Below are 19,658 nucleotides of genomic sequence, written 5' to 3'. Positions count from 1 at the left end.
GGGCGTTTAGTGGTAGACTTATCACATAACTATAGTGAGGTGACCTTATGACACGTGAATTTAAATTTGAAACTCTGCAGCTTCATGCCGGACAGACAGTTGATCCGACAACCAAGTCGCGAGCTCTGCCTATTTACCAGACAACTTCCTATGTGTTTGACGATACTCAGGAGGGAGAAGATCTTTTTGCCCTACGTAAGCCGGGCAATATCTACACTCGGATTACCAATCCGACCCTGTCTGCTTTTGAGGAACGGATTGCGGCTTTGGAGGGTGGAGTCGGAGCTCTAGCGACAGCTTCTGGTATGGCGGCCCTTACCTATACCATTTTAGCTTTGGCGCATGCTGGCGATCATGTAGTAGCAGCTTCCACCATCTACGGCGGTACCTTTAATCTGCTCAAGGAAACCCTGCCTCGCTATGGCATTACCACGACTTTTGTGGATATCGAAAACTTGGCTGAAGTAGAAGCAGCTATTCAGGACAATACCAAGCTGGTTCTGATTGAAAGCTTGGGCAATCCTTTGATTAATATTCCTGACTTTGATGCTTTGGCAGAGCTGGTTCATGCTCATAAAATTCCGCTGATTTCCGACAATACCTTTGCCACTCCTTATCTTATCAATGTCTTTTCTCATGGAGTGGACATCGCGGTGCATTCTGCGACCAAGTTTATCGGTGGTCACGGAACCAGCATCGGTGGTGTGATTGTAGACAGCGGTAGTTTTGACTGGGAAGCTTCTGGCAAGTTTCCGCAGTTTGTTGATCCGGACCCGAGCTATCACGATATCAGTTATACGCGCGATGTCGGAGCGGCAGCCTTTGTTACTGCTGTCCGGACTCAGCTCTTGCGCGATACGGGTGCAGCCATGTCTCCCTTCAATGCTTTTCTCTTCCTGCAGGGGTTGGAAACACTCTCTTTGCGTGTAGAGCGCCATGTGTCCAATGCCGAGAAGATTGTGGAATTCTTAGCAGGGCATCCTAAGGTTGAGCAGGTCAATTATCCCAAGCTTGCTGAGAGTCCTTACCATGCTTTGGCAGAAAAATATTTCCCTAAAGGAGTGGGCTCTATCTTCACCTTTAATGTCAATGGCGGAGAAAAAGAAGCTCGTAAGGTTATTGATGGCCTAGAGATTTTCTCTGACTTGGCCAATGTAGCAGACGCCAAGTCTCTGGTCGTCCATCCAGCTACAACGACTCACGGACAGATGTCGCCAGAGGCTCAGCTGGCAGCAGGCATTACACCAAATCAAATCCGTCTCTCTATCGGCTTGGAAAATGTAGATGACTTGATAGAGGATCTCAAGCTAGCCTTGGAATCTATCTAATTTTCAATGCCTCTAGACAGAGCAAATAAGAATAAAACTAGGTTGGAAATAAGCTACACCCCAAAAGCTAGATTTTTTGTGTCTAACTTTTAGGGTGCAGTGCATTTCGCCTAGTTTTTTGTTATAATAGGATGAAATATATAAAATAGTAGGAGATTAAAATGACAATTTCGGTGATTGTTCCGTGTTTCAATGAAGAAGAATCTATTCCTTTGTTTCATGAAGCTATGGAAGCGGTCAAATATCAAATCCGTGACCAGTTTGAATATATTTTTGTCAATGACGGATCGACGGATCAGACTTTGCCTGTTTTGCGTGAGCTCAGCAGTCGCTGTCCAGACGTGCACTATCTGTCCTTTTCTCGTAATTTCGGAAAAGAAGCAGCCCTCTATGCTGGTTTGCAAGAGGCGAGTGGGGATTTTGTGACGGTCATGGATGTGGACTTGCAGGATCCGCCAGAGATCCTGATTGAGATGAAGGCTTTGCTGGACTCGAATCCTGAGTTGGACTGTGTGGGTACCCGTCGCACTACTCGCGAGGGAGAGCCGCCTATCCGAAGCTTTTTTGCCAATTTGTTCTATAAGCTGATTAACAAGATTAGTCAGGTAGAGATGGTAGATGGTGCGCGTGACTTTCGACTGATGCGCCGCCAGATGGTAGAAGCAATTCTGGAAGTTTCAGAGTACAATCGCTTCTCCAAGGGAATTTTTGCCTGGGTTGGCTTCAATACCGAGTATTTAGAATACAAAAATGTTGAACGAGTAGCTGGTAAGACCTCTTGGAATTTCTGGTCTCTTTTCAACTACTCTTTGGAAGGCATCGTCAATTTCTCTGATGCGCCGCTCAACATCGCCTTTTTAGGAGGTATCCTGTCTTGGATTTTAGCCTTTATCCTGATGGCAGTGATTATTATTCGTACCTTGGTTTTTGGTGATCCGACATCTGGCTGGCCATCCCTTATGACCGTCATTTTACTCATCGGTGGCTTCCAGCTGCTGACCATCGGTATCCTAGGCAAATACATTGGCAAAATCTTTATGGAAACCAAGCATCGGCCGATTTATGTGATTAAGGAGAAGAGTAAATGATTTTCCATAAACGTTTTTCTGATTTTAAAAACTATCTTCTTTTAAATAAATCGTCTGCCCTAGTTATTTTTATTATTTATTCAGTAGTCAATATTAATATCGGTTTAGCTGAGTATCCCTATATTGATGATATTGGAAGACAATTACAAGGCTATTCAAAATTCTCTGAACATTATTCAAGATATTTAAGTGAGTATTCCGCTCGATTAATACAAGGTGGGGATCATCTGACAGAACTAGGCTTGACTTCAAATATTCTGTCAGCTTGTTTTTTAACTTTAGCGAGCTTAATTTTATTGTTTGTCTTATATTCCAATAAAAAGATTTCTTTCATAACAGCATCTGTTTCAACTATTATAGGGATTAATCCGTGGTTTTTAGAGCCATTAAGTTTTAGATTTGACAATCCTTTTATGACTTTAAGTATATTAGTTTCTATCATTCCATTTATTTTTTGGGATAATAAAAAATATTTGGAGTTATGTCAGTTCTTGGTATATTCTTAATGTGCAATTCATACCAAGCTTCTTCAGGAGTGTACATTATTGTAACCATGACGCTAGTATTTTTAGAATTATTGCAAGGAAGTTATTTTAAAGAAAAAATTCCTAAAATTTTCATCTCAATGTTGTCATATGTAATTGGTTTGCTTTTATATCGTATACAAATTTTTATAAAGCCACCGATTTTTGCTGATCAAGCTGATATTCCAAAGGGATTAGAGATGATTAAAATAATTGGGGTGAATGCTACAGGATATTTGAACAATATATTTTTTCAAAGTTCAACTATCTGGGTTTTATTAACGATAATTGCTATATTTCTCTTAACTATCAGTGTGATTCGCTTATCCAGTACTAAATTCCTTTTAAACTTTGTTTACATGCTGATTTGGCTAAGTTTAGGAAGTGTATTTAGCTATGGAACCTATTTGATTTTGTCTAATCCTTATTATCTTATGAGACCAAGATATGAATATGGTTTCGGAATTTTTTTAGCGATTATCTTAATTGTTAGCTTAGAGTGCGTTGAAAAGAGTAAAATTCTACGTAGAGGGAAGTCCTTCGTCTCGGGATTATTAGTTTTTTATTTCTTATCTTTCTCTTTTACTTATGTGAGCAGTTTAAAACAACAAAATGAAATGTTCAAAGCGCAGAGCATATTGCTAGCTTCCTCTCTAAACAAGTACATTACACCCGAAAAAACAGTTATTAATGTGAATCGCTTTCTTTCTGATTCGCCAGTGTTTAACAATACAGCTTCTGTTTATCCAATGTTAAAAAGTTTGATTATGCCAAATACAAATGTTTCTTGGGATATGACATTGAGATTTAATAGCATAACGAACTTAAACGTCGATTTCAAATTAATCGATATTGCTAATATAGATTTTAGTAGTGAAAATTATACATTACTTGAAGAAACAAAGTTATATAATATTTATCTTGAAAATAATGAATTATTTGTTATCATGAAGTAGATTCTTTCTAAGAGAGAAATAAAGAAAAGATTCATTTTAATATGATTATGCATTGTTAAAGTTTATACTGTCAATTTGAAATGATGCTAAGTTTTCTGATTATTACTTGCATAATGTTGCATCATTTATATATGGAGTGTAAAAAGTATGAGATTTTATTTTCTAAAAATGACTAGAGGTATGATTCAATCAAGCAGATTTTTTCTGCTTTTTTTGTTATAATAAACTCATTGAATGTTTATGATGTGAAAGGAAAGACAAATGATTTTAATTACAGGTGCGAATGGACAGCTGGGTACAGAGCTTCGCTATCTTTTGGATGAGCGTAATGAAGAGTATGTGGCTGTTGATGTGGCAGAAATGGATATTACCAATACCCAAGTGGTGGACAATGTCTTTGCGGAGGTCAAACCAAGCTTGGTTTATCACTGCGCTGCCTATACAGCAGTTGATGCTGCTGAGGACGAAGGAAAAGAGCTGGACTATGCCATCAATGTGACTGGGACCGAAAATGTGGCAAAAGCTGCAGAAGCTCACGGAGCGACCTTGGTCTATATCTCAACAGACTATGTCTTTGACGGCCAAAAGCCAGTCGGTGAGGAGTGGGAAGTAGATGACCGGCCTGATCCACAGACAGAGTATGGCCGTACCAAGCGCATGGGTGAGGAGCTGGTTGAGAAATATTCCAGCCGTTTCTATATTATCCGTACTGCCTGGGTCTTTGGTAACTACGGTAAAAACTTTGTCTTTACCATGCAAAATCTTGCTAAGACGTACAAAACTCTGACTGTAGTCAATGACCAGCATGGCCGTCCGACTTGGACTCGTACGCTGACTGAGTTTATGACTCATCTGGCTGAAAATCAAAAGGAATTTGGCTATTACCATCTGTCTAATGATGCGGCTGAGGACACCACTTGGTATGACTTTGCAGTGGAAATTCTCAAAGATACAGATGTGGAAGTCCAGCCGGTTGATTCCAGCAAATTCCCGGCCAAGGCTAAGCGACCTTTCAACTCAACTATGAGCCTGACCAAGGCTAAGGCTACAGGCTTTGTCATTCCGACTTGGCAAGATGCCTTAAAAGAGTTTTACAAGCAAGAGAAGAAACAGTGATTTTCTTTGAAGTTTATAACAGCGACAGAACTTAGTCTCAGACTAGGTTCTGTTTTTTCTTCTAGCAGACTCAAGAAGTGATTTTGAGGTGCGTGCTCTGGTGGAGAAAGAGCTGGCTTGAAGATGCGGGTGGGAAATGATAATGAGAAGAATTTTCCACAGATCTTATCCCCTTAAAATAAAGATGTTTCAATTTGATGAAATTCTGTGGATAACCTTTATTATTTCATTCAACTATGTTACAATGTTACTATAAATAAAATAGAAGAGGTGTGTGAATATGTCACGTAAACCATTTATTGCTGGTAACTGGAAAATGAACAAAAATCCTGAAGAAGCAAAGGCTTTTGTAGAAGCGGTTGCTGCTAAGCTACCTTCTTCAGATTTAGTAGAAGCTGGTATCGCTGCTCCAGCACTTGATTTGACAACTGTTTTGGCAGCAGCTAAAGGAAGCAATCTTAAGGTTGCAGCGCAAAATGCTTACTTTGAAGATGCAGGTGCTTTCACTGGTGAAAACAGCCCTAAAGTTCTTGCAGAAGTTGGAGTTGACTACATTGTTATCGGTCACTCAGAACGCCGCGATTATTTCCATGAAACAGACCAAGACATCAACAAAAAAGCGCACGCTATCTTCCGCAATGGTCTGGTGCCAATCATCTGCTGTGGTGAGTCGCTTGAAACTTACGAAGCTGGTAAAGCTGTAGATTTCGTTGGTGCTCAAGTATCAGCTGCTTTGAAAGACTTGACAGCTGAGCAAGTTGCATCATTGGTTATCGCTTATGAGCCAATCTGGGCTATCGGTACTGGTAAGTCAGCAACTCAAGACGACGCTCAAAAGATGTGTAAAGCAGTTCGTGACGTTGTAGCAGCTGACTTTGGTCAAGAAGTAGCGGACAAGGTTCGCGTTCAGTACGGCGGTTCTGTAAAACCTGAAAATGTTGCGTCTTACATGGCTTGTCCAGATGTTGACGGTGCTCTTGTTGGTGGTGCATCACTTGAAGCTGAAAGCTTCTTGGCATTGCTTGATTTTGTAAAATAAAAAAATGTTGAAAAAAGACTTGTCCTCCCAAAGGTGACAAGTTTTTTAAAAGTTGGAGAGAAAAGTTGAAATCGAAAGAATTAGTTTATTTAGCGAGTACGGCTATTTTGTTGGCAGCGACTGCCAATGTTGCAAAAGCCGAGGAACATACTGTCGCTGAGTCAGGAGTTTTAAAAACAGAAAGGTCTGTTAGTTCCCAGAATCAGACAGTGAATGCGGCCGCATCACAAACGTCTAATCAGTCGACTGTAGCAGTGTCAACTGTAGAACAGTCAGTTCAAGCTGTTAAGCAAGAGGAGCAAGTAACGAACGCTGTAGGAACAGCTGTTGAGTCTGGAGGAGCAGCTCAATCAGCCACTGTAGAAACTCAGGTAGCACCTGATAGGCTAGAAGGGCAAAGTCAGTCAGAAGCAAATGCTTCTAATCAGAATGAAACTGTAGCTGATCAGTCAGCAAAAGCAAGCTCTTCTGTTACAGATTCTGCTACTGCCTCAGAGCCCAAGGCCAGTCCTGCAGTAGCATCAGCACCAAAAGCTAATAATGCTGGAAAAACTGTATTTTACAATGCTGGTTCAAAGGCTCAGGCAGCCCGCGGGAATTCCCAAGCGGAGATAAAAGGCACTTCCTTTGTAGATGTCAGCAGCCACAATGGCCATATCAGCATAGACGACTATCGTAAATTAGCCCAGCAAGGGGTTGGCGGTGTCGTTGTCAAACTGACTGAAGGCACCCATTACACTAATCCATTTGCCGAGTCTCAGGTGAGAAATGCCCAGGGAGCTGGTTTACAAGTATCGACCTATGCCTTCTCGCACTATACCAGTGATGAAGAAGCGAGAGCAGAAGCTCGTTATTACGTTGCCTTTGCTAATAGACTAGGCCTGCCTAAAAACACAGTCATGGTCAATGACATGGAAGATCCTAAAATGCAAAATGGGATCAACCAGCATACCCAGGCTTGGGCGGATGAGATGCGCAGACTGGGTTATTCTAACCTGATGTATTATACTAGCGCCAGCTGGCTGGATCAAAATAATCTTCGCAGCAAGGGACCGGTTAATACATCGCAATTTGGCTATAGCAACTTCTGGGTAGCCCAGTATCCGTCTTCTAATTTAAATCTTGATGGAGCTAAATCTCTCAAATACAACAGTGGCGCTGGAGCATGGCAGTTTACAGCTCAGGCTCAGCTGTTAGCTGGCAAACATGTATTTGACCATAGCGTTGACTATTCCGGAAGATTTACCCAGCAGTCTGCTCTTGCTAAGCAGCCTTTGAAGGGTAACATCAGTATTCAGAATAAGAATAATGTCAACGGCAGCTTTGATGTTGTAATTTCAAACGTTTCTGCTCCTTATGGAGTGTCTGTTGTTAGTGTTCCGGTGTGGTCTGAAGCTAATGGTCAAGACGATATTATCTGGTACACAGCCACTCAGCAGGCCAATGGTACTTATAAAGTTTCTGTTGATTCTAGCAGACATAAGGATTCAGTTGGAAAGTACAATGTCCATCTCTACTATGTCCGCAACGACGGTCAATTAGTCGGTGTCGGCGGTACTACAACTAATGTATCTCTCATCAAGCCGCAGGGCAAAATCAGCATTCAGAATCGTAACAGCGAAACTGGTGATTTCGATATTGTGGTTTCAGGTATCTCATCCCCAGGTGGTCTTAAGACTGTCTCTCTGCCAACTTGGTCAGAGGCCAACGGCCAAGATGATATCAAGTGGTACAACGCAGAACGTCAGGCCGACGGCACCTATCGTAAGCGAGTCCGCATAAGCGACCATAATAATGTACAGGGCGAGTACAATGTCCATCTCTACTATGTCCAAAATGACGGCCGCTTAGTTGGTGTAAGCGGCACTAAAACGACCGTTTCTCTTGGAAAACCTAAGGGCACCATCAGTATTCAAAATCGAAATAAAGAAACTGGCGATTTTGATATTGTAGTTTCAGGTATTTCATCTCCGGGCGGTCTGAAGGAAGTTTCCCTGCCAACTTGGTCTGAGGCCAACGGCCAAGATGATATCAAGTGGTACAACGCTGAGCTTCAAGCTGATGGCACCTATCGTAAGCGTGTCCGTCTGAGCGATCACAAAAATGTTGAGGGTGAGTACAATGTGCATCTCTACTATGTGCAAAATGATGGCAGCTTGGTAGGTGTAAATGGCACTAAAACGACTATTTCTATAGAAAAACCAAAAGTTCAAGGCAAAATCAGTATTCAGAATCGCAACAGCGAAACTGGCGATTTTGATATAGTGGTTTCAGATATCGTATCGCCAGGCGGTCTCAAGACTGTTTCCCTACCAACTTGGTCAGAGGCCAACGGTCAGGATGATATCAAGTGGTACAATGCAGAACGTCAGGCTGACGGTACTTATCGGAAACGAGTTCGCCTGAGCGATCATAACAATGTCCAAGGCGAATATAATGTGCATCTCTACTATGTGCAAAATGACGGCAAGTTAGTAGGAGCAGGCGGTATCAAGACCAACGTTTCTATCAGCAAGCCGCAGGGCAAAATCAGCATCCAGAATCGCAACAGCGAAACTGGCGATTTTGATATTGTGGTTTCAGATATCGTATCGCCAGGCGGTCTGAAAGGAGTTTCCTTGCCAACCTGGTCTGAAGCCAACGGCCAAGATGATATCAAGTGGTACAACGCAGAACGTCAGCCGGATGGTACCTATCGTAAGCGAGTCCGTGTGAGTGATCACAAAAATGTTGAGGGCGAGTACAATATTCATCTCTACTATGTGCAAAATGATGGCAAGCTGGTTGGTGCTGGTGGCATAAAGACTAATGTTTCTCTAGGTAAGCCAAAGGGCAACATCAGTATTCAAAATAAGAATAATGTCAACGGCAGTTTTGATGTTGTGATTTCGAACGTTTCTGCCCCTTATGAAGTGTCTGTTGTCAGTGTTCCGGTTTGGTCTGAAGCTAACGGTCAAGACGATATTATCTGGTATACAGCTACTCAGCAGGCTAATGGTACCTATAAAGTTACTGTTGAATCTAGTAAACATAAAGACTCAGTTGGTAAGTATCATATCCATCTCTACTATGTCCGTAACGACGGGCAGTTAGTCGGTGTTGGTGGTACTACAACCAATGTGTCAGCAGTTAAACCACAGGGCAAAATCAGCATCCAGAATCGCAACAGCGAAACCGGCGATTTTGATATTGTAGTTTCAGGTATCGTATCTCCAGGCGGTCTTAAGAATGTTTCCTTGCCAACCTGGTCAGAGGCCAACGGTCAAGATGATATCAAGTGGTACAACGCAGAGCGTCAGCCGGATGGTACCTATCGTAAGCGAGTTCGTGCGAGCGACCATAACAACGTTCAGGGCGAGTATAATGTCCATCTCTACTATGTGCAAAATGATGGCAGGTTGGTAGGAGCAGGTGGCATCAAGACCAACGTTTCTATCAGTAAGCCGCAAGGTAAAATCAGTATTCAAAATAAGAATAATGATACTGGAGAGTTTGATATTGTAGTATCAGGTATTGTGGCACCAGAAGGTCTCAAGACAGTTTACCTGCCGACTTGGTCAGAAGCGAATGGCCAAGATGATGTCCAGTGGTACACAGCGGATCGTCAGGCTGATGGTACTTATCGTAAGCATGTATATGCGCGTGACCATAAGAATAATGCAGGCGAGTACAATGTTCACTTGTATTACTTAAATAATCAAAATCAGCTGCAGGGAGCTGGTGGAGAAAAGACCTCTATCTCTGTAAACCGTCCTCAGGCAGCTAGTCAGCGAGACCGTGTTCTTGCGGCGGCAGCTGCTATGGTAGGTGTCAGGGGAGGTAGTGCTGAGCATCAGCGCTTGGTCAACGATTATAACAGTGTCAGACCGCTGCCAGTTGGCTACGCTGTAAAAAACACAGATGACTGGTGCGACATTTTCACGACGGTTATTTTCCAAAGAGAAGGCTTGAGCGATCTTATCGGCCGTGAGTGCGGTGTAGAGCGCCATATTCATATTTTCCAAAGACTAGGTATCTGGAATGAAGATGGTAATTCGACTCCTAGCGCAGGCGATATCATCACCTTTAACTGGGACAAAGATACCCAGCAAAACGATGGCTGGGCTGATCATATCGGTATTGTCGAAAAAGTTGAAAATGGCATCATTCACACGATTGAAGGCAACAGCAATAACGTAGTTAAACGCAATACTTACCGCATCGGTCATGGAAATATCCGTGGTTTTGCGACACCTCGTTATAGATAAACATACAAAAAACCAAGGTTTTCCTTGGTTTTTTAACGTCTTAGAATTTTTTTTATGAGCCGAAGCAGCTTAAACTTGAGTGGGTTAGGATAATAACGGAAAGTTCCCATTTTTCGGACGATGAAGCCGTTGAAGTTCTGTTTGAAGCGCAGAACACCGTCAGAACCGTCGAAAATTCCCATAATGCCGAGGAAATTATAAAATGGAATGCCTCTCTTGATACTTTCGGTCATAACGTATTCCTGCAGCAGGGCTGGGGCGTAGAATTTATTAAACTCAGGATAGGAGCCGCTGAAGAGATAGGTTGCTTCCTGGGGGGTATAGATAAAGAGGCTGGCAGCCAGGACTTGGTCTTGGTCGCCGTACTTGTCAATCAGATCTTGGGCCTCTACTTTGCGGGTTTCAAAGCTGTCAAACTGACTAGAAAGCTCTCGCAGCTGATTTTGCTTCTTTTCAGATTGAGGATTGTTTTCCAAGTCAACCTGCAGTTTCTGGATTTTCTGGCCCAGTTTCTCTTGGTCTTTTTGTAAGTTCTGAAGGTAGTCCTGAAAATTGAGACTGGCTGTCATAAAGTCCGCCTGCTGACCAAAGCTATCATAAAAATCTTGATAGTAGTCTAGTGGCTTGTCATCGTACTCTCGCCGGTCAGAAGTAGAAGCTGTGATGTCTTTGAAAACGCTGAGTTGGTCACGTTCTAGCCTTTTTAGCTTGATGCCAAAGGTATTCGCCTTTTTGACGGTCGCCTTTCCATTTTTACTGAAGGATTTGAGTAGGTCTTTCTCCGTCAGACCAGCTAAATCTTTGACATAATGCCAATCAGGCTCCCCGCCTGGATAGCCTGTCTGTAAGCCGTCAAAGTCAAAGCCCAAATCAGTCAGTTGCTGGATAAGCTCGACTTTTTCATCAGATGTGGGCTGGCCATTGCTGTCAAAGGCCTGATAAGTCTCATAGGGCTTGATGATGAGCTCTAGGGCACCTTCTTTTTTAGCATAGGCTTGCAAAGCTTGATAGAAAGGAGTCAGGTATTGAGCATCAGTAGAGACAGGACCGCAGTTGATTTCCATATGAAGGCCGCCAGTCATAGGCATACTATAGAGGACAGCTGACACCACGACCTGTCCCTGCGGGTCAGTGTAGCCGACATACTGGGTACTGAAGCCCCGCTTGCTCAGCAGCTCTGCCATTTCTACGGTCTGCATAAAAGAGCGTTGGGAGCTAGCTGAGGTATGCTGGATGAATTCTTCTTGGTTGAGAAGTTTAAAGGTCATAGGCTTCCTTTCTTTTAATGCTTGCTGCGCAGTTTCTTTCTGAGAGTGTAGGCCAGATTAGAGAGGTGGTAGAGGGGATTAGTTGGCAGGTTAAACTCACCAGCGAATTCCTCAATGGTCGGATTGAACTTGGATTTAAAGCTATAGAGACCACCCTTGAGGTCGTTTTCGATTCCGCCCATATTTTGCCAATCCGCTCCGCGCTCAAAAGCATGTTTGGCCGTTTCGTACCAAGTGATGATGGCAGGCTGGTAACGACGGTACTCCTCGTCCATTCCGGCATAGATATTTTCAGAGGTTTTGCCGTATTCCAAGACCAGTGTGCCAGACAGGGGAACGACAGTAGCACCTTGGCTGATTTTGTCCTGTAGGAAGTCAATCTCTTCCTGGAGGCGTTTCTGTTCTTGCTGGTTATTCTCAATCTTGCCAGGCTTGGTTTTCTCGGTAAATTTCTCTGCTTCTTTAAGTGTCTTGGTCAGCTGAGCCTGCAAGTCTTCCAATCGTGCCTTTAGATCAATATTAGACAAGGTGATGTAGGAGTGCTCAGGATAAGTGTCCAAGAGTTTTTGGTAATAGTCTTTTCCACGCAGGTGGATGTTTTTTCTGTTTTCTGTCTTTTTCATCAAGTCTGAAAAGTCATCCAGTAATTCTGCTCCGCCAAATTGGATTTGAATGCCTTTGTTACGGGCTGTACGAATGGCTTGACGAGTACTCTTAGAAAGCAGATCCTCGCTGAAGTCTTCTTTATGAATATTGGCCTGCAAGCGAGGTTGGATGGTTTCGTCCAGAGACTCAGTCCGTCCGACCCAGACAGCTCCTGCTCGCTGCAAATCTTGAATCAACTCAATCGTCTCTGCCTTGTCTTGCAATTCACCGCCCATCTTGCTTTCTGCTAGAAAGAGGCTAGGGTCAAACTTGACAAAGAGCGCTTTTTTCTCCTTGGCAAATTTCTTGAGCGACGCCAAAACAAAGGTCAGCAGCTCCTTGTCACCATAGTCCATGATGGGGCCGCGCGGAATATAAAGCATGGTCATCCCCAAGGGCAGTGGTTTAATCAGGACACTGGCTGCAGCAACCAAATGGTCGTCTTTATAGAAGCCCAAGCGCTCATTGGCCCAGTTATCCTTAATCTGAGCCCAGGCTGAACTCTGCAGAAGATTGGCCTGTGGATGAGCCGTGACAAAATCGTCGTGTTCCTGAGCTGAAATTCCAATTTTGTAACTAAACATTAGTCTAATACCCACTCTCTAATAGCGTGTGCTACGCCGGATTCATCGTTCGATTTGGTGATATACTTGGCGATTTTCTTGAGTTCTTCCTTGCCGTTTTCCATGACAACAGGAGAGCCGACGGCTTCCAGCATGGCGCGGTCGTTTTCTTCATCACCGATAGCCATGGTCTGCTCCTTACTTAAGCCAAGTTTTTCAGCCAGATGAAGGATAGCAGCTCCTTTATTGACAGTTTTTTTGACAATTTCCAGATAGAAAGGAGCTGACTTAACCAGTGTATATTTTTCGGCTAATTCTGGTGGCAGCTTAGCAATGGCCGCATCCAGAATTTCCGGTTCATCAATATACATGCACTTGACGATTTCTTTATTGGTCATTTCTTCAGGTGTGCGGTAGAAGATAGGCATGCTGACCAGATTGGACTCGTAAACAGTGTACTTGCCGATGTTGCGATTGGCAGTATAAATGCCGTCCTTGGTGATGGCATGCATGTGAACGCCTAATTTTCGCCCGAGCAGTTCGATATCGAGATAGTCGTCATAAGTCAGTGTTTCCTTGATTAATTCTTGACCTGTAACAGTATCCTGCACCAGTCCGCCGTTGAAGGTAACGACATAGTTGTCTGGCTGATTAAGCTCTAGCTCCTCGAGAAGCTTTTGAACTCCTGCAATAGGACGGCCGGTTGCAATAACGATTTTGACACCAGCAGCCTTGGCATCCTGAACAGCGCTGAAGACTTCAGGAGTGATTTCTTTTTGGTTATTTAAAAGGGTACCGTCAATATCAACGGCAACTAATTTGATAGACATTTTATTCTCCGTAGGTAAATTGGTCGTTTTTGATATAGTGCATAAAGGTCTGGTTTTTTTCGCTGAAAAGTCCGGTCTCTGCCAGCATTTCCTTGGGGAAGTAGAAGCGATTATCGCCCTGTCTGGTCCCTGCTAGCGAATGAACGATAGGAGACAGGCTGGACAGTTCTGCTAAGCTGCCATCTTTTTGTAGGATTTCAATCTGGGTCCGAGGTTTTTCAACGTCAGGCCGGTAGAAATCGTAAGGTAAATCAAAATTACGATGGATAGCAGTATAGTAATCAGGGTCGAAACCAACCTGTCCAACTAGGTCTCGCATGATATCCAAATGCGCTTCGTTTTCCTGAGAGAAGACGATAGACTTAAAGACCTTGCGGTTGATAAAACGCTGAGCCAGGTCAGATAAAATCTTGTCTGGACTAGTCATCCAAACTTGGAAATAGGTATTCATAACACCATCATCCAAGGCCAGATAATCCTGCAGAGTCACTCTGTTTTCAAAGAATGGAATGAGATTGGGCGATGACAGCGCAAAGTAATCCTTCTGAGCCGGATAGAGAAATTTAGCCCGCTTGAGCAGATTTTGCAGCAGAACTTCCATAGCACGGCTGGCCGGGTGGAAATAGACCTGCATGTACATCTGGTAGCGGCTGACTACATAGTCCTCTACCGCATGCATGCCATTGCGCTTGAAGGCGATGCCGTTTTCTACAGGACAAATCACTCGTAAAATTCTGGTTAAGTCAAATTGCCCATAGGAAGCGCCAGTAAAGAAGGAATCGCGTAAGAGATAATCCATCCGGTCCACATCAATTTGGCTGGAAATCAGCTGGACCACCTGCTTATTGGGGTAGGTATGGTTGATGACGCTAGCTACCTTTTCTGGAAAATCTGGTGAAACCTGCACCAGGGCCTGATGAATCTCCGTCTCTGGACTGGTGATGATTTGCCGCGTAATGTCCTCGTGATTAGTATCAAAAAGGCGCTCGAAAGTGTGTGAATAAGCTCCGTGTCCCAAGTCATGCAGGAGAGCGGCTGTCATGGTCAGTAGGCTTTCATGGCTGTCCCAGTTGGATTGGTATTTTTCATTGAAAATCTTGGTGATGCGCCGGGCAATCTCATAAGCTCCCAGACAATGCGAAAAACGGCTGTGCTCCCCGCCGTGGAAAGTATAGCCGGAAGTACCCAGCTGTTTGATGCGGCGCAGCCGTTGAAATTCTTTGGTATTGATTAAATCATAAATAACCTGATGGTCCACATGAACATAATTATGAACCGGGTCCCGAAATACTTTTTCAATCATGCTACCATTATACCACAAATCATAGTAGGAAAAAAATCAAAGCTGCAACTGAAAGAAGAGCAATTTTGTCCTTTTTTTGATAAAATAGGGAAAGAAAAAGAGAAACGAGATAAAGATGCAAATCAGAATAAAAAATCACATCCAACTGGACGGGCATACCGAGCTAATCGATCAGGTCTACGATACGGACTGGACGCAAAAAGGAGACTTTCATTATCTGCTATACAAAAATGAAGAAGGAGAGAAAGTAGTTCTGAAATTTCATGATAAAGAGTTGGTTATGACGCGCTTTTCTGAGCCCAAGTCCATCATGCGCTTCATCAGTCAAGGGCAGGCGCTGGTTGGCATCCATACACCTGTGGGCTTGCAGCAGTTTGTGACCGATACTCCTTTCTACAAGGTTGATTTTACAAAGCAGGTTCTGCAACTTCATTATCAGCTGAAAACTGTTGATGGAGAGCAGATTTTTGCCAGCTATGAAATGGAGATTAGCTGGGGTTAATTGCTATTCTCCAAGAAAACTCTTGAAAATCATAATGTTTCCCCTTGCAAAAGCGTGAAAATTTGGTATAATAGTTTCTAACTCAAGGGAGTAGCTAACGGAATAACCGTTACAAGGTCGTCAATACGAAAGAAATTTCCGGCCTTGTATGAAATAGCGAGACTTGTTAATAAACAGGTCTCTTTTTTGTTTCTGACTTTTTGGATATGACTGATGTGGCTCGAGATGATAAGTCGTAGTGGTCAGAAAAGTTCAGAAATAAAAGAGGCCAAGAGGAGGAATACATTGTCAAAAGAACAAAAGCGCCAAGCTTTTTACACCCAGAGTCCTGAGGAAATTTTCAAAACTTTGGACGCTTCAGAGCAAGGTTTGTCTAGTCAAGAAGCAGCCAAGCGTCTAGCTGATTATGGCCGTAATGAACTGGAGGAAGGGGAGAAAAAAACTCTCTTAATGAAGTTTTTGGAGCAGTTTAAGGATTTGATGATTATCATCTTGTTGGTAGCAGCTGTCTTGTCTGTTGTCACATCAGGTGGTGAAGACATTGCAGATGCTTTGATCATCTTAGCAGTCGTAATCATCAATGCCATCTTCGGTGTCTATCAGGAAGGCAAGGCTGAAGAAGCGATTGCGGCTCTCAAGTCTATGTCCAGCCCGGCTGCGCGTGTCCTGCGTGATGGCCATGTCACAGAAGTGGATTCTAAGGACTTGGTACCTGGCGATATCGTTAGACTGGAAGCCGGCGACGTTGTCCCAGCGGATATGCGTCTTTTAGAAGCTAATTCACTGAAAATCGAAGAAGCGGCTCTGACAGGTGAGTCTGTTCCGGTTGAGAAAGATTTGACTGTTGAGGTAGCTGCAGATGCTGGTATTGGCGACCGTTTGAATATGGCCTTCCAAAACTCAAATGTGACATATGGTCGTGGGGTTGGATTGGTTGTCAATACAGGGATGTATACGGAAGTCGGTCACATCGCAGGTATGTTGCAGGATGCGGATGAAACGGACACACCGCTCAAGCAAAATCTTAATAGTCTGTCTAAGGTTCTGACCTATGCTATCTTGGTGATTGCTGCAGTGACCTTTGTGGTTGGTGTCTTCATTCAAGGTAAAAATCCATTGGATGAGCTGATGACCTCTGTAGCCTTGGCAGTTGCGGCTATCCCTGAAGGTCTGCCTGCTATCGTTACCATCGTGCTTGCTTTGGGAACTCAGGTTTTGGCTAAGCGGAATTCGATTGTCCGTAAGCTTCCAGCTGTTGAGACTTTGGGTTCAACTGAGATTATCGCTTCAGATAAGACCGGTACCCTGACCATGAATAAGATGACGGTCGAAAAAGTCTTTTATGACGGAGTCCTGAATGAAGCTGGACAAGATATTGAACTTGGCTTGGAGCTACCTCTCTTACGTTCAGTTGTTTTAGCTAATGATACTAAGATCGACCAGGAAGGAAAACTGATTGGTGACCCAACAGAAACAGCCTTTATCCAGTATGCTTTGGACAAGGGCTATGATGTGAAGGCCTTTTTAGAGAAATATCCTCGTGTAGCTGAGTTGCCATTTGATTCAGACCGTAAGCTCATGTCTACCGTTCATCCATTGCCAGATGGGAAATTCCTTGTGGCAGTAAAGGGAGCACCAGATCAACTCTTGAAACGCTGTGTTGCCCGTGATAAGGATGGAGATGTTGCAGCAATTGATGATGCTACTTCACAGCTGATTAAGTCGAACAACTCAGAGATGGCTCACCAAGCTCTGCGTGTACTGGCTGGCGCCTACAAGATTATTGATGCAGTTCCGACTGACTTGACATCTGAAAATCTAGAAAATGATTTAATCTTTACTGGTTTAATCGGTATGATTGACCCAGAACGTGCAGAAGCAGCAGAAGCTGTTCGCGTAGCCAAGGAAGCTGGTATTCGTCCGATTATGATTACCGGTGACCATCAGGATACAGCAGAAGCTATTGCCAAGCGCTTGGGTATCATCGAAGAGGGAGATACTGAAGACCATGTCCTGACTGGTGCAGAGCTCAATGAGCTTTCTGATGAAGAATTCGAAAAGGTTGTTGGCCAATACTCTGTCTATGCCCGAGTTTCGCCTGAGCATAAGGTTCGGATTGTCAAAGCATGGCAAAACCAAGGTAAGGTCGTAGCCATGACAGGTGATGGTGTCAATGACGCACCAGCTTTGAAGACAGCTGATATCGGTATTGGTATGGGTATTACAGGTACAGAAGTATCTAAGGGTGCCTCAGATATCATTTTAGCGGATGATAATTTTGCGACAATAATCGTAGCTGTTGAAGAGGGAAGGAAAATATTTTCTAATATTCAAAAGACTATTCAATACCTACTTTCAGCTAATATAGCAGAAGTATTAACGATATTTTTTGCAACGTTATTTGGTTGGGATGTGTTGCAGCCAGTTCACCTACTTTGGATTAACCTAGTAACAGATACCTTCCCAGCTATTGCTCTGGGAGTTGAACCAGCTGAGCCTGGTGCTATGAATCATAAACCTCGTGGTCGTAAGTCAAGTTTCTTCTCAGGCGGAGTGATGAGCTCTATCATCTATCAGGGTGTCCTGCAAGGAGCTTTGGTTCTGGCGGTTTATGGTTATGCTATCTCTAATCCCGTCCATGTCGGTGATGTCAAGGCTATTCATGCGGATGCTCTGACAATGGCCTTTGCAACGCTTGGCCTCATCCAGCTCTTCCATGCTTACAATGTAAAATCTGTTTATCAATCTATCTTTACAGTTGGGCCATTCAAGTCTAAGACCTTTAACTGGTCTATCCTGGTTTCTTTCATCCTATTGATTTCAACCATTGTAATTGATCCACTGGAAAAGATTTTCCATGTGACTAAGCTGGACTTGTCACAATGGGCAGTTGTTTTGGTTGGTAGCTTTGCCATGATTGTCATTGTTGAAATTGTTAAGTTCATCCAACGTAAATTAGGTATGGATAAGAATGCTATTTAACAGCAAAAAGTCATCTACGGATGGCTTTTTTTATAGCAACCAAGATTTCATTGCTTTTTCCAATTTTCGTTCCTGTTTATTAGAAGTCTATGTGCAGTTGGACAGCAAAAACAGCTCTCAGATGAGCTGAGAGCTGCAATTCAACATTTCCATTACTGAACTTCAATCACCATTAAAGCATCTCGCAGTTCGTCTGCTAGGTGTTTTTTCTTATAGTCTCGAAATTCGGCTAAATCTTTAACAGCATTATAACGCTTGTGCAGGCGGTACATCTGGGGAATTTTATACTGAGGAAAGTCATTAAAAAAGTTTCGAGTCAGTTCCCATTCGCGGATATAGCCCAGAGGACGCATATGGTAGCGGACACCTTCGATAACACGGCTTTGGTGGCGGTGATGGAGATGACCAAAAATCACTTCTTTCACCCTGTATTTGACAAAGAGCCGATGAAAAGCTTGGCTTCCTAGGAAGGCGTTGAAGCGCTGGAAGTAGGGATGGTCGTATAGAAAGTCTTGATGGGGGACAAAATGCAGAGCAACAATAATGGGACCATCTAAAGTCATCAGCAGTTTTTCTAACTCTTGCAGTGTCTGAGCTGTAATGCTAGGGTCGTCGAGTTGACGCTCCAATCTGCGGTCAAACCAGAAATTAGTCTTGGTTCTCAGATGCTCTTCCTTGCTTTTTTCTGGACCAAAGCTGTAGTCGTACCAGCCAGAAAAGCTGATGAGCTTGGTCTGGCCAAATTGCTGGATCTGAAAATCATAGTTTGAAATTTCTTGCTCAGAAAGTCCCAGCATATCGTGGTTTCCCAGATTAAAAGAGAGGGGAATCTCTTGCTTCAAAGTTTCAAGAAAGGGCAAACTGATCTTGGTCAGGTCGTTGGACAAATCTCCTGCAATGTGTAGGTGGTCAATCCCTTCCTCTTTTAAAAGCTGGCGAAGAACTTGCCGCTCAAAATCTCCAAACTGGTTGGAGTCCAGATGGAGGTCGCTCATAAATCCGATTCTTGTCATAATTTTAGTCTAGCATATTTTTCAAAACTTGAAAATGCTTAAGGTCCTATGGAGTTTCTCCCTTTTATCTAAACACCTCATAAATTATCGTAATTTTGTATTTCGTTTATCCATAGATGAAGTCTAGGAAGGCTTGAAATAATTCTTCCAACCCCATGTCATTATATTACTTTTCTAACAATTAAGTGACAAGGAGTCGCTTGTCTTGCCTAGCTAGGGAAAATCCGATAAAATGTAAGCTGCTGAATGTGAGA

Annotated in this window: 12 protein-coding genes and 1 pseudogene; 8 read left to right on the top strand and 5 right to left on the bottom strand. The window is 43.3% G+C overall.

The window, feature by feature from the left end:
- Window positions 1-47: 47 nt before the first annotated feature.
- The 6 genes and pseudogenes from HMPREF9378_RS06465 to HMPREF9378_RS06485 all read left to right on the top strand — a co-directional run bounded on the left by HMPREF9378_RS06465 (window position 48) and on the right by HMPREF9378_RS06485 (window position 10,298).
- A complete protein-coding gene (locus HMPREF9378_RS06465; protein WP_002900655.1) occupies window positions 48-1,328 on the top strand; it encodes an O-acetylhomoserine aminocarboxypropyltransferase/cysteine synthase family protein in 1,281 nt (426 codons plus the stop codon).
- A gap of 161 nt (window positions 1,329-1,489) precedes the next feature.
- A complete protein-coding gene (locus HMPREF9378_RS06470; protein ID WP_002900654.1) occupies window positions 1,490-2,416 on the top strand; it encodes a glycosyltransferase family 2 protein in 927 nt (308 codons plus the stop codon).
- Window positions 2,413-3,896: pseudogene (locus tag HMPREF9378_RS0110895) on the top strand (glucosyltransferase domain-containing protein). The gene HMPREF9378_RS06470 and the pseudogene HMPREF9378_RS0110895 overlap by 4 nt, the downstream one beginning before the upstream one ends.
- A 261-nt stretch (window positions 3,897-4,157) precedes the next feature.
- Entirely contained in the window at window positions 4,158-5,012 is an 855-nt protein-coding gene (gene rfbD / locus HMPREF9378_RS06475; RefSeq protein WP_002900652.1) for a dTDP-4-dehydrorhamnose reductase, read from the top strand.
- 280 nt (window positions 5,013-5,292) lie between these two features.
- Window positions 5,293-6,051: a triose-phosphate isomerase gene (gene tpiA, locus HMPREF9378_RS06480; protein WP_002900651.1), complete on the top strand. Its 759-nt coding sequence runs from the start codon at window positions 5,293-5,295 to the stop codon at window positions 6,049-6,051.
- Between the two features lie 65 nt (window positions 6,052-6,116).
- Entirely contained in the window at window positions 6,117-10,298 is a 4,182-nt protein-coding gene (locus HMPREF9378_RS06485) for a GBS Bsp-like repeat-containing protein (protein ID WP_002900650.1), read from the top strand.
- Between the two features lie 32 nt (window positions 10,299-10,330).
- Here HMPREF9378_RS06485 and HMPREF9378_RS06490 read toward each other — a convergent pair whose 3' ends face one another.
- The 4 genes from HMPREF9378_RS06490 to HMPREF9378_RS06505 are packed head-to-tail and all read right to left on the bottom strand — an operon-like array spanning window position 10,331 to window position 14,907.
- Window positions 10,331-11,566, bottom strand: coding sequence for an aminoacyltransferase (locus HMPREF9378_RS06490; RefSeq protein WP_002900649.1), 1,236 nt, complete (start codon window positions 11,564-11,566; stop codon window positions 10,331-10,333).
- 14 nt (window positions 11,567-11,580) lie between these two features.
- Window positions 11,581-12,795, bottom strand: coding sequence for an aminoacyltransferase (locus HMPREF9378_RS06495; RefSeq protein ID WP_002900648.1), 1,215 nt, complete (start codon window positions 12,793-12,795; stop codon window positions 11,581-11,583).
- Window positions 12,795-13,604 (bottom strand): sugar-phosphatase, encoded by an 810-nt coding sequence (gene yidA, locus HMPREF9378_RS06500; RefSeq protein ID WP_002900647.1) that lies wholly within the window; start codon window positions 13,602-13,604, stop codon window positions 12,795-12,797. The genes HMPREF9378_RS06495 and yidA overlap by 1 nt, the downstream gene beginning before the upstream one ends.
- A 1-nt stretch (window position 13,605) precedes the next feature.
- Complete coding sequence (locus HMPREF9378_RS06505; RefSeq protein WP_002900645.1) at window positions 13,606-14,907, bottom strand: HD domain-containing protein; 1,302 nt, start codon at window positions 14,905-14,907, stop codon at window positions 13,606-13,608.
- 115 nt (window positions 14,908-15,022) lie between these two features.
- On the opposite strand from HMPREF9378_RS06505, the gene HMPREF9378_RS06510 reads away from it, so the two are divergent.
- Window positions 15,023-15,409, top strand: a complete 387-nt coding sequence (locus HMPREF9378_RS06510) for a YwiB family protein (protein ID WP_002900644.1) — start codon at window positions 15,023-15,025, stop codon at window positions 15,407-15,409.
- A gap of 285 nt (window positions 15,410-15,694) precedes the next feature.
- On the top strand, window positions 15,695-18,391 hold the full coding sequence (locus tag HMPREF9378_RS06515) for a cation-translocating P-type ATPase (RefSeq protein ID WP_032909521.1): 2,697 nt from the start codon (window positions 15,695-15,697) through the stop codon (window positions 18,389-18,391).
- A 152-nt stretch (window positions 18,392-18,543) separates the two neighbouring features.
- On the opposite strand, the gene HMPREF9378_RS06520 is transcribed toward HMPREF9378_RS06515, so the two are convergent.
- Complete coding sequence (locus tag HMPREF9378_RS06520) at window positions 18,544-19,404, bottom strand: metallophosphoesterase (RefSeq protein WP_002900641.1); 861 nt, start codon at window positions 19,402-19,404, stop codon at window positions 18,544-18,546.
- Window positions 19,405-19,658 lie beyond the last annotated feature (254 nt).

Source organism: Streptococcus sanguinis SK1 = NCTC 7863, from assembly GCF_000194945.1.
Classification (GTDB): domain Bacteria; phylum Bacillota; class Bacilli; order Lactobacillales; family Streptococcaceae; genus Streptococcus; species Streptococcus sanguinis.
The sequence above is the reverse complement of the archived record's forward strand: the minus strand, read 5'-3'. Positions and strand labels throughout refer to the sequence as shown.